Here is a 12,252-nt window from a genome sequence, read left to right as displayed (position 1 = left end):
CCGTCTGCGTTTATCATATTAAGCTGCTGCTTTAGCTGCTGGTAAAGGTTCAATTTCTTCTGGCTTGGCGTGACACTCAAGCAATTTTGTTCGGGGCCCCCGGATTCATCCGCGGTGTCAATTCTTCAATCTAAAATCTAAAATTTAAAATCTAAAATCGATTGACGGCGGGGGTCATCAAAACCCCAAGCAAATAGCCAATCGGGGTCAGCGTTACCGCACCCTATCGAATATATTTGGCTGTGTTTGAAATGCTTGAAAAACTCCTGACATTTTTCATCGGTCATTAGCGATTCTTCTAGCGGCAGGTCGTGAATTAGGGCGTATAAATCAAATTCGTTTCGCTCTGGATTCCATTGATAGCGCAGTTCGGGAGTGTAACCGAGTTCGAGCAGTTTTGTCAATGCTTCATCGGGGTTTTTATAGTTGTCTAAGTGAACGCGGTTCAGGGAAACAACTACTTGTACATGGTGGTACTTTGCTGGTGTTAATCGATATTCGGTCATCGGTTTTTCCTTTTTTTCTCGTCACAGGTGTAGTAGGTTCTTCCGGTTGCATCGGGGTGTCTTGTTGTTTCGCGGTTTTGCTGTGAGTAAAACTCACACTCTTTCAAGGAAATCGTTGGGCAATTTGGAGCGGTAGCACATTAATATTTTTTAACCTAAAATATATTATCCCTCTTGCATAGGAGCAGTAACTGTGGACGTTCCGCTAGACCAACCTGACTTCAGGCGACTGACCCGAATTGTGCAGAACTTACCTGACTTTGCCAACGTGGGCGAGCGCAGACGCTTAGTTGCAGGGGCGTTACAAGGCGTACCCAAAACAGATGTTATCCTGGCACGGCTAGATTTGGATGGTGCGCCGATGGGTGTTTCCGTGGAAGTGGTACGCTCGTTGTCGCAATTCGGACGTGTCGCTTACGGTAAAGAAGCTTTGGGAGTCTTCCTCAACTACATTCAACCTTTTACTGGCGATGAAGATTCAGACTTCATTCTAAACCTATTTCAGAAATACCCCCTCGATACTCCAGCAAGTCCTAGTCGCCTAATTGATCGATGGCGAGGAACAGACTGTTTGGCAGATGTGGAAGAACAGATTATCGGGGAAGATACTTTACGCCACATTTACATTTTGAACCTGGCACTTGAAGCAGAAAAAGCGGTGGTTCACTTGCGGACTCCAAATGGAATGGGTACGGGTTTTGCGATCGCACCCAACTTATTAATGACTAACAATCACGTCATCGCCAGTCTGGAGACAGCGGAACAAACTGAATATACCTTCAATTATCAACTGGATATCAACGGCAAAGAATGCCAAATTCAGACGGTTCAGGCGTTACCGGAAGGTGCATTTTATACCAATGCTGAATTAGACTACACAGTAGTCACTTTGAAAGATGCACCTAACTTTGGCAAACCCCTCATCCTCAAAAACCAGCAAATGCGTCAAGATGACCGTGTAGCAATCATTCAGCATCCGGGTGGACATTTGAAGAAAATCTCAATGCAGAATAACTTTGTCGCTTATGCTGATAATAAGGTAGTGCAATATACCACTAGCACTCTACCGGGATCGTCAGGGTCGCCTGTGTTTGATAATGAATTTAAAGTAGTAGCAATTCACCATAGTGGAGGGATGTTGCCTGAACCGAGTACGCAGCGACGTTATTTACGCAACGCAGGTACAAGTGCGATCGCGCTGTTGAAAGATTTGCAGGCAAATGCACCTGAAATTTACGATCGTTTAGCAAGATAGTGAGGCAATGGAAATAAGTCGCGGGTTAATTACCAAATTACTGGATTTGCTTAGACCCTTTTTGCAAGACGAAGGGAAACGTAAAGCTTATTTGTTTCGGGCCTTCGGAACTGCAAGCGATCGATTAAATCTAACTTGGAAGCAACCCACCAATACTTTTATCGCAGAACTGCTTAAAGAATTACTCGATTTTGGCGAAATCTCACCCGGTCAACCTGCCCTCTGCGAGTTTTTGGAAGTAATTCGTGAAGATGTGGGCGTAAATGTCAAGGACAGTATAGATCAATTGGTTCAACAAATCAGAGAGGAACTACAAAAAGCGGAGATTACTGGTAATTCGTTCCAGACTACTGATGCTCTTATTGAGCAAGTCGAGCAATATCTATCCGACCCCAATCCCTATATCTGCTTGAACAAGCTTGTGATACAAGAAGCTAGAACTTTAGCTGAAATAAGGCAGGGAGAACTTGAAGCTTGTCCTTGGAATTTGTCAAACCAAAATCAGCCACAATGTCAGCAATGCCTTGAATACTTGGAAGCAAAAAGTGAGCGATTGGTGAGAATATTAGCAACTATCGTTTATCATGACCAGGAGGCAAAATTTATTACTTCAATAGCCAGAGCTTTCCGAATTTTAGCTAGACAGCCTATATCTATTAACCCCAATTTTACAAACGAAAGTCGCTGGCTTCGGTTTTATCCATTAGCTCTAGCAATATATACAGTATTCATTGTCGGAGTTCAAGAAGAAAGAGAGCAACTACTTAGAACTGTTTTGGGGATTCGGAGGAATCAGCTAGCCAGCTCACTTCCCAACTTCTCTCTTGTTGAGTTATTAATAAACCTTGGCCACTCGCACTCAATATTTAATGCTGCACTTGGTACTCCTTACTGTGCACCTGTTGCTGAACGAATTAAAATAATTTTGCTTCCCTGGCTCGAAGAGCTTTTGCTTGATGCCGATGCCGATGCCGCCTTCTATCGGGGTGAATTTGTACTGGGACTAGCTGATATTGAAGCTCCCTACTACTTATCAGATGTAAAACGCCTCTCCTTAAAAGGACTTTACCTGTATTATCCTGAAGCACCCCCCATTCTTAAAGCTTTTCTGTGCGATTCCTCTCAATGGCTTGTCAGTTTGTATCCTTCCTTGGAAGAACTGCTCGGCATTTTTGATACAACAGCTTCACAACTTGATAGAAGCGGATTTGGTATAATGGGCTTTTGTAGCGGGGCAGTTGCTGCTTTTAAGGGGGAGGTTTGATATTAGAGGTATGCTACGTCATGGAATCGTTGGCGCTCAATTCCATCCTTTGATAAAAAATGCTTACCATAATCAGCAGTAACCTTAGTTTCAATTCACCTGATGTTAAATGAATTTCAAATTTATTGAAAATAGTTAAGCGAGGGCAATAAGTAGCGATATCATACAAAAAATATTGCCTCTGCTTAGAGCACTTATGGAGGAGGAGAAACAGCGTCGATCGTATTTGATTACGGCACTAGGTATGGATGCACCTGTGTTGCGTCGTCTGGAATGGAAGATGCCTGTGGATGTTTTTATCACGCTTATGGTAAAGGAATTGGCAGTTTTCGGTGAAGTTACCCCCGGTAAACCCGCACTTTGTGCTTTTATTGTGCTGGCGACGCAATACAAGCAACCGGAGTATCCCCGAATTCCTTTGCAGTTGCCACCTGTTAGTCGGTTTCCCCGGACATCCTGGATGATTGGCTTGATGAGGCGAGAGCCTTTTCCGACGTGCAGATGCCTGCTGGGTTAACTTCCCAAGACTTGTTAGAAAACTCTTTGTAGTAAAAGACGGTCAATTGCGGGGAACTGAAAGCGCGATCGACCTTGCTCAATCGGCACAAGTAGCAAATTCAGATTTCTCTCACCCGAAGTTTTGGGCGGGATTTACAATCATTGGCCGTCCTTGGTAATAGGCGATATCTGTAGCGAAACGGCACGGCGCAGTCTCCGGCGCGATATCTGTAGGAAAACGGCACGGCGCAGTCTCCGGCGCCCAGAGTAACAACGACTACTATCTTTTTATGTCATAAATTTGCTATGAAGAGTACAACTCAACTCTAGTGGAGCAAAATCAGTGGGCACTTTTGATAAAATATTCCATTCAGAAGACAAATCCGAAGCCAGCTTTACTCCAGAGGAATCGCTAGCAGCGGTAGCACTTGTCGCAGCGGAGGCAAATTTCCCTGATACGAATGCTGATATCTTAGAAAGCATACTTTTGGAATCAGAAATATTTGCTGAATACTCCGAAGATGATATGTTAGCAATGTTTGAAAGATTCGACGGTCTTGTCGCCCAAGACGGTTTAGGAGCATTATTTAATACTGCTTGGGAATCCATGCCAGATGAGTTAGTGTTGGATACTTTTGCAATAACCGCAGCAATGTTTGTCGGAAATGGAGAAATATCTCAGAAGCACCAGGCTTTTCTCCAGGAATTCCAGCAAGCATTAGGTGTGGAAGACGAGGAAGCTGCAGAAATTATCGAGGAGGTAATTGCTGCTTACTCGGAAGTAGAAGGCGAAGAGTCTGAGGTAGATGGGGAATTGTACGTATCTCCTGAAGGCAATTTTAGCGTCCCCATTCCTGTTGACGAGCAACGAGGGGGTAGAATTGACGAGGAAGAAGGCTCTGTGGCATTTTCTGACGACTTTGGTGTTTTGCTGAAAATTGATTATTTCCCTATTGCTGGTGAAGTGGAAGAAACAATCGAGTCGGTTGGCGAGGAAGCTTATCTCAAGTCTTTTTTAGACAATTTTGTTTCTGGGGCAATTCTTACTAATATTGCCAACTCTAAGTTACTTCACGCGGAATATTTAGAAGATGAAGAAGCTTATTTCGCGGTTGTCGATTTGCCTGCGGGTGCAACTATGAGTATGCAGAAAAACCAGGGCCCTGTTACTCGGCTGGATGCTTACCGGGGACTTATGGCTTTTATCGCTGACGATTTTTGCTACACGGTAAGCTGTCAGCGAATTTATCAGGAGGGGGACGAATTGGGTTCCCTTGAGTCTGAAGTTGAGGGAATTTTGAACAAGATTTTCGAGTTTATTGAGACTATCGAATTCTCGGCACTCGAATAATATCAATTCCGGTAACACCGTTCGGGATGGGGAGTTGGGAGTCGGGAGTCGTCCGTTGGGGAATGTGAATTTATTGACCTTGACTTTATCATTCCCATGCAACGGGAAACGATATAAAATAGTGCGATCGAGAACAGGCTTTTTTGAGCGGTTCTCGATCGCACTTCCAGATACATTCAGTCAACCACAGTCTAGAGCCAGCAGCAATTAGCCGCCATTTTCGACTAATTAGTAGTCTGAGCTTCCACCAATCTTTGCTTGAGTTCTTCCAGAGCGCTCGCCCAGCGCGGATCTGGCTGCACCGAGCCGGAATCGGCGTTCGACACAGTTGTTGCTGACTGATTGCGGCGAGACTTGTTGTTGTCACCCCGACGGCGATTGCTTTTACTAGGACCTCCTCCACCTTGGGTAGGGGAAGCGTCGCGCTGCTGTGGCTGCGGCACAGGTACAGGTAGCGACGGCGACGCCGATGCCGACACCAACTGCGGTGACTGCGGCGACGACTGCTGCTGATCTTCTTCGCCCTTCTCAGATTTACCCTTAGAGCGGGGCAGTGCCTTCTCTATTTTCAGCGGGTTTTCTTTGAACATCAAGCCGTTGTATTTCTCAATAACTTGGTCGGCTTGTTCGTCGGTTAGCACCGTCACAAAACCGAAGCCTCTGCATTTACCAGTTTTGCGGTCTGTAATGACCTTGGTGGTAACAGATTCACCCTCCGGCGCAAAAACTTCTTGCAATTCTTGGCGATCGAGTTCCTTCGGTAGATTGCCAACATAAAGACGAATAGACATGAAAAATTCCTCCAGACTTGGATTTTAATTAATTTGCTCGAACAGAATTCCCTGAAGTCAACTGAATATTTACTTCAGGGAAACACCACATAACCGGAGAATTTGCACATTCCTCCCACCAACCTTGACAGATCCCCCCACCTTTTAGAACAAAAAGATGATTTACTCTGATAAGGCAGGAACTTAACCGCCTATGCAGAGAGCTTTTAAATCTCAGGTTGTTGTGTAAACTTTTAGTCATCACTCAAATGTTGAGGCTATTGGCTATTCTGTATTACTTGCTTCCGGTTTTGATTCAGAATGTTTATAGCCAGGGCCGTGTAGAAATTTATGTCCAAGGATGTGTCAATTGCCAGCGATCGGAATGCCAGTATTCAGTTTAATACAGTGATGGGTAAAATCGCTAACATTTTTTTAGCCAGTAATCTTACCCCGCTCCTAATCTCGCTCCTAATCTCGCTCCTAATGCTGAGAACTACTCACTTACCCGGTATCCCTTAAATTGGGCCCGGCAGCGTCCGACCATTCTTTAAAGGTATCACAGCCTTGGTAACAGAGCTAGTTATTTAGGAAGATTTCAGGGTGAATTTAACGGAAACGACATCTGAATCACTTTTGAGAATTCATCCCGCACAGCAATAATAGCGGTCGAAAAAAAACAGCCGACAAGCGGCTGGCTGTACTTGCTGTGTTGGGATGTTGACAATTTTTACGCAATGCCTTATCGATTTTAGCCAACTGAAGTTATCGCGCTATTTGCTTTAATCCAATTCATGTAAACTAATGTAACAGAATGTCGGCAAAAAAGCAACTTTTCTTTACGAAGGAAGAAGGAAGAAGGAAGAAGGAAGAAGGAAGAAGGAAGAAGAGTGTAGGGTGCGCCACCAGCACCGAGAACATCGTTAGCGAAGCCCTCGTAGAGGATCGCCCATCCGCTGTTTAATATCAATTCCGGTTACACCGTTCGGGATGGGGAGTGGGGAGTCGGGAGTCGGGAGTCGTCCGTGGGGGAATGTGGAATTATTGACCTTGACTTTATCGTGCCCATGCAACCGGAAACGATATAATATCATGTCCTCACGATTAACCATAATATCCCGGTCGGGGCTGGTTTTTGAGATGGGAGATTGTTGGCAGGTATTGTTGGTGAGGGGAGCCCCTACAAAAATCGCGGCCCTCGACCGGACATGATATAACTCAAAACCGATCGAGGCTGCGCGTTGTTGGCAACTCGTGCGGCAATCCGATCGCTATTCCTCATCTTGGACCCTGGATAATGATGTATGCGCCCCAAATAGCAGCAGCAAAGGCCAAAACCGCAGACCAAATCGGATGTCCGCTGTCACTGACTCTCCCTCCTTGACTGCGGAGAGTTTCAAGGTCGATCGCCACAGTAGCACCCCGGCGCAGCCAACCAGTCGCCACAACAGATTTTCCGATCAAATCGCTAGGGCGAGTAGTGTCTTTGATAAAAAATTGCCACAAAGAGCCAATGTAGCCAAACCTCGAAACATAGTGCAACCTCACCAAACCCGTCTCTGTTTGCAAAATCAAATCTTGTCCCAGCCAATTACCCATACCCGATCGACCCAAAAGTTGCCCGGAGAGTCGCACCGGTTGAGCATCCAGCGGTAAAGTCTCGGGATTTGACAAAATTTCCGGCAAACTCGGCGAAGCGGTTTCTTTCGGTGTAATGTCCGGGAAGAAATAATTGATCCGTATGAAAGTACCGAGAGAAAACCCGATCGGCAAACAGCCCCAAATAATCGATCGATCGCCCCACAGCCAATCCAACAGCCAGAAACTCGTCCTCGAAAAAATCCCCCCAATCAGCCAAAGCACCGCCACTATCCCCAAACTCATCGGAATCCCAAAAAACGGCGCACCCTGTAAAAATAGTTTTGAGTCTTTAAATTCGAGTATTGACTTAAACAGAGAGAATTTTCCTTTCCTGGGTTGTGCTTGCACTCCCGCGTTTGCCAAATCTAACTCTGTCTCCAGCTTCCAGAATTGAGCATAAAGGGCCAACAGCTTCAAACGCTCTCCCAGCAAAGGATGCGCGCTGTTAACCGTCAACCAATTGCGCTCCTGATTGCTGACATCCCACAGCAAAATCTGTTCCAGGGGCGCGTGTAATGCAGCAGAACCAAGGGTTACAGCTTGTCCAACCCCTACAGGCAACAATAGATCGAAACTTTCGAGGAAAAAGCTAGTTTGTTTTTGCTGCTCGATATTAGCAGCAATGCCGATCGCAATTTTAGCCAGTGCCCGCGTCAAACCGTTAGGATTGCCCGTAATTTCCGCAGCAGTACGATCGCTAAAATACACTCTGCGGCGCGACACCCACAACATCGGCCAGCGCAACAACTTATAAATCCCGTAACTCGTAGCAGAAATTGCAGCGGCGACAAATTTGACAGCCGATCGAAAAAACTCGATCGTCATTAAATCACACAACCGCTCTTGCCAGTGCGCCACCTGCCAATAAATCAAGTAAGGAATCTGAATCACCAGCAGCGCCAGCGACATCGGCGCAAAATCCCAGTGAGAGATATGGGCCAACTCCCGCGCGAAAATAGTAGCAATTTCATCGTCCGTCAACTGTTCCAACAGCCCGCGACTCACAGCAATCCGAGCAAAACGGGGCAAACCGCCGTAACTGAAAGCTACAGGAACATTCAGCGGCAAGAGTTTCAGCACCGGCACCGGCATATTTTGCTTCGTACAATAACTTCGCAGTACCCGGCTAGCTTCCTTGCTGTGCTTGGATAAAACTGACCCGCGCAGGGTTTCGATGCCGCAAAACAGTTTCAGCAGCGCGTCTATCAGCCAGGGAGACGAGGCCAAAAGCAATCCAAAAACCATCTGAACAAACGGAGTTGGATCGCGGTAAAAAAGCTGAATCGGCGCGAAAATAGGCAGTCTGCTGAATATGTAAAGCTGAACCAACAGAGAATTAGTGCTTGTCAGCAGGAATTGCAGGACAAATCGGGCTAGGAAAAATAGGGCGATCGTACTTGCAACGGCTTGTATCCGAAACTCCAGCAACTTCAGCGGTTTGAGGGGGCGCGGGCTTTTGGCGCGCCCTGCTTGGCGCCAAGTGAGTTGGTAAGTATCTGGGCTGGCGAATCCGGGGATATCTGTTGGGAAAGCGGAACTATTTTCGCCGCTAATTTCTGTATCGGGTGCGGTTTCTGTGGAGTTTTCCGGTTCAGAAGTCTGACTTGTGGGGGGTGGAGGCGGCGGGGAAATCCGTTGCGATTTGGCGTTTCCAGGCGCGGCAGGCGGCTCAAAAGGTAAAAAACCTGTTTTTGTATCTGCGGTCGGTCGATCGCCCCCTATCGATTTTTTCGGCGATTTTGTTCCGGCATCAAAGGCGACAAAGCCTGTTTCGGGGGGAGTTTCTGGGGATTTTGGTTTATTTGCCGGTGGTTTTGGGGGGGGAGGAGGGGGAGGGGGGGTTAATTCTGTTAAAGCGCGATCGGCCCAAGTTTTGACTTGAGTGTTGGGGCTTTTGGCGAGGGAAGAGCACAGGGCGATCGCCTTTTTCAGATTGCCGGTTGCTTTGTACGCAGCCACTAACCCCATCTGCGCGCGGATTCCCGACGGCCCATTGGCTGCGGTTTGGGTAAGGGATTCTAAAAGGGCGATCGCGGTGGGGTAATCCTGCTGTTTCAAAGCTGCTAGCCCAGCCTCTAGAGACTGTTTTGCAGGTGAATCCGCCGGATTTGGATTGGTGGGAGGTGCCATGACTGTGCTTTCGCTAGCGTCCTTTAGTGAAATACCTAACACTGACCTTTCGGTACAGTATAGGCTTCGTGTCTCGTTTGCTATTGCTCTGTTGGGGATATCCATTGCTGAATATTCGTCACTGAAGACGATCCGAGTCTTACACAGCATCTCTGGGCTTTTACACCCTTTATCCCTTCGTAGGGAACCCACGCAGAAGCCCTGTTTCCCAAGGCAAAAACTATTTTCGTACAACAAACTTGGATTGTATTTTATGGTGGGACGTGCCTTACCAACCAGCGGTCTGTTCTTTCCCCCTTTCTCTCGCCGTTGTCCGAGGCCAAGCATATTACTGCTACTTTCGCCTGTTGTTTGCAGTCGAGCGGGCGGGTCGCAACCCTTTACATTTTACACGTTTTACTGAAAATATCGGAAAGTTTTCGATTATTCCTTGAACTTTACTTGGCTTATATCCCGGCGCCCAATTGGCTACAATTACAGCGCGGGACTTACGCCAATTGAGTTAAGATAGCTTGGCTGGTCGATCGATACCTGTTCTAACACAGCTCTATTTCTCTGTCACCAGTTGTTGCAGTTTCTTCGGCGGTTGAAACCGCTTAACAGTCAAACTTTCGGCGACTCCCAGCGGACGATCGTTGCGATCGGGCAGGAGTTTAAACCCCTCCCTCAAAGCTAAAGTCCTCGCTATGAGGACTGAAGAATTATACTAAATCCGGGTTAAAGATTTCCTCGATCTCTTAGTCTCTTAGAGAGGGACGAGAGTTTGTGTAGACGCGATTTCACTCGCTGAGCCAATCTAATTTTTGCTTATAATTAAATTAACACCTCACCCCTACATTTATGCCAATTGACGACGAAGATTTTGAAAGCGAATCAGTTAGCGGCGATCGCCAACTCGAACTTTTCACAGACAGACATGAATTTACCCGCCGATTTGCCTTTTATTTAAACGAAGACCCGCCCCGCGAACAAATTTTGTATTTTTACGGAGATGGAGGCAACGGCAAGTCATTGCTGCTCAAACACTTGCAGTTTCACTGCTGCAAAAAATTTTCGCCGGAAGTCTGGCAAAGATTGCGCCAAATTCCCGAACCAAGGGTCGCCGAAATTGCCGAATTCGTCCGCAATGCAGCACCTAAAACCTATACTTCCATACCCGCAGTCACGCACGATTTCGGATTGATATCGATTAAAGAAGATAAACCGCAAGATAGATTTTACGGCTTGCTGATGCTGCGGCGAAATGTAGCAGCAGCAGCAAAAAAATATAAATTTAAATTTCCCAATTACGATTTTGCTTGCTTTTGGTATTTGCTGAACAAAGGCGAGTCTGACGCAACTCTCAACCAGCTTTTTCCCGATGATGTCATGGAATTGCTGACACCTGTAGTTGAAACTTTTGCAGACTTTCCGGTGGTGGCGCAAGCTGTGGCGGTGCTGAAAGGGATAGATAAACTGGGCGGCATCAAGCGGGCGATGAAATTAATTCAAAATCGCTTGGGTATCAGCGACGAAAAGGCAGATGAAATTCGGCGGAAAGATATTGATACTGAATTAATCGACTGTTTGCCGAAATTGTTGGCCGGGGATTTGAATGCGGCAATGGCTGGCAAACACAAACCCGAACGCCTCGTCATGCTATTCGATACTCATGAGAAATTGTGGGATGCAAAACGCAATTCTCAGGGCGTAACTTTTTGGTATCAAGATGAGTGGTTTCGGCGGTTGTTGAGGGCGCTGGATTTTAAATTGGGGATTGTAGTTGCGGTGGCGGGGCGAGATTGTCCTGTCACGAAACTGCGGTGGCCGAATGCGGCGAAGTTTCCGATTCCCGCAGATTATATAGATGCACAATTGGTGTGGCATTTGTCTGTTGCCGATGCTAGGGATTACCTGCACAAAGTGGAGATTGACAAGGCAGATTTGGCAGATGCGGTTATTAGATATGCTAGCGTCAATCCTGATGATAGTTGGGATAATTTGCAAATACATCCGTTTTATTTGGGTTTGTGCGCGGATGCGGTGCTGGCAGAAAGAAAGCGGGGAATTGAGTTGCTGTCGTCGGATTTTGCGCGAATTCCGAAGTTGGAAAACAAGACTGCGGAATTAACAGATCGGTTGCTGAGTTATGTCGATCGCGAAGTGCGATCGGCCGTGCATTCTCTGAGTGCTTGCCGCGCTTTTGATGAAGATTTGTACGTGAAATTGGGAGCCGATTGTCACTTCCAAGCAAGCAGTGCAAATTTTGAGATTTTGACAAGTTTTTCCTTTGTGTGGAAAGCCCAAAAGCGGGGGGATAATTGGTATCGGATTCACGATTTATTGCGGCGGTTGGATGCCGATCGGGATAATCCGAAAACTCGCATAGCTCATGAAGTTTTAGAGGGGCATTATTGGGAATTGAGGGATGCAGGTGAGGCAATTTTTCATGCTAATCGCTTGGATTGGGAGGGGGGTGTGGAGGAATGGTTAGTAGTGTTTCAGGAAGCGTTGCGGCGGAGTCTTTACGGGGTATGTGAGTCACTGCTGGGAGTGAGAGATGAGTTGTGGATTAAAAGTGATTATCGGCTGGGCAGAATTTCGTGCTCGGAAGGAGATTATTCTGCTCATTTTGCTCGATATGTAGAAGCAAGACAGGAATATTTAGAGGCAGTTGCAGCCTATAATTCTGCTTTACTTATTGCACCGGATTATATCAATGCTCTCACCGGCAAAGGGATTGCGCTGCAAAGTCTGGGTAAATTGCAAGCAAAGCTAAGTGAATTTGAGGCAGCAAAACAGTCTTACTTTGAGGCGATCGCAGCCTATAATTCTGCTTTAATTATTGCACCGGATGA

10 protein-coding genes are annotated in these 12,252 nt (G+C 46.5%); 6 read left to right on the top strand and 4 right to left on the bottom strand.

Annotation, left to right across the window (positions count from 1 at the left end; all coding sequences use genetic code 11):
* Positions 1–137: 137 nt before the first annotated feature.
* Positions 138–506 carry a hypothetical protein gene (locus QUB61_RS17005; protein WP_333128509.1) on the bottom strand — a complete coding sequence of 123 codons (369 nt, stop codon included), beginning with the start codon at positions 504–506 and terminating at the stop codon, positions 138–140.
* A gap of 193 nt (positions 507–699) precedes the next feature.
* Between QUB61_RS17005 and QUB61_RS17000 the strand changes: the two genes are divergently transcribed.
* The 4 genes from QUB61_RS17000 to QUB61_RS16985 all read left to right on the top strand — a co-directional run bounded on the left by QUB61_RS17000 (position 700) and on the right by QUB61_RS16985 (position 4,874).
* The gene (locus QUB61_RS17000; RefSeq protein WP_333128507.1) at positions 700–1,761 is read left to right on the top strand and encodes a trypsin-like peptidase domain-containing protein; all 1,062 of its coding nucleotides are present in this window, start codon (positions 700–702) and stop codon (positions 1,759–1,761) included.
* Positions 1,762–1,768: 7 nt separating this feature from the next.
* Positions 1,769–3,025 carry a hypothetical protein gene (locus QUB61_RS16995; RefSeq protein WP_333128505.1) on the top strand — a complete coding sequence of 419 codons (1,257 nt, stop codon included), beginning with the start codon at positions 1,769–1,771 and terminating at the stop codon, positions 3,023–3,025.
* Between the two features lie 148 nt (positions 3,026–3,173).
* Positions 3,174–3,542, top strand: coding sequence for a hypothetical protein (locus QUB61_RS16990; protein WP_333128523.1), 369 nt, complete (start codon positions 3,174–3,176; stop codon positions 3,540–3,542).
* A 324-nt stretch (positions 3,543–3,866) separates the two neighbouring features.
* Positions 3,867–4,874: a hypothetical protein gene (locus QUB61_RS16985; RefSeq protein WP_333128503.1), complete on the top strand. Its 1,008-nt coding sequence runs from the start codon at positions 3,867–3,869 to the stop codon at positions 4,872–4,874.
* Between the two features lie 224 nt (positions 4,875–5,098).
* Here QUB61_RS16985 and QUB61_RS16980 read toward each other — a convergent pair whose 3' ends face one another.
* Positions 5,099–5,665, bottom strand: a complete 567-nt coding sequence (locus tag QUB61_RS16980) for an RNA-binding protein (protein WP_333128500.1) — start codon at positions 5,663–5,665, stop codon at positions 5,099–5,101.
* Between the two features lie 793 nt (positions 5,666–6,458).
* Between QUB61_RS16980 and QUB61_RS16975 the strand changes: the two genes are divergently transcribed.
* Complete coding sequence (locus QUB61_RS16975; RefSeq protein ID WP_333128498.1) at positions 6,459–6,608, top strand: hypothetical protein; 150 nt, start codon at positions 6,459–6,461, stop codon at positions 6,606–6,608.
* Between the two features lie 314 nt (positions 6,609–6,922).
* Here QUB61_RS16975 and QUB61_RS16970 read toward each other — a convergent pair whose 3' ends face one another.
* Positions 6,923–9,415 (bottom strand): zinc metalloprotease HtpX, encoded by a 2,493-nt coding sequence (locus QUB61_RS16970; protein ID WP_333128496.1) that lies wholly within the window; start codon positions 9,413–9,415, stop codon positions 6,923–6,925.
* A 547-nt stretch (positions 9,416–9,962) separates the two neighbouring features.
* The gene (locus QUB61_RS16965) at positions 9,963–10,085 is read right to left on the bottom strand and encodes a hypothetical protein (protein WP_333128494.1); all 123 of its coding nucleotides are present in this window, start codon (positions 10,083–10,085) and stop codon (positions 9,963–9,965) included.
* 170 nt (positions 10,086–10,255) lie between these two features.
* On the opposite strand from QUB61_RS16965, the gene QUB61_RS16960 reads away from it, so the two are divergent.
* On the top strand, positions 10,256–12,252 hold a 1,997-nt coding region (locus QUB61_RS16960), incomplete at its 3' end, for a hypothetical protein (RefSeq protein ID WP_333128492.1).

This window comes from Microcoleus sp. C2D2 (assembly GCF_036702495.1).
Lineage (GTDB): Bacteria > Cyanobacteriota > Cyanobacteriia > Cyanobacteriales > Microcoleaceae > Microcoleus.
This window is presented reverse-complemented; position numbering and strand designations above follow the sequence as displayed.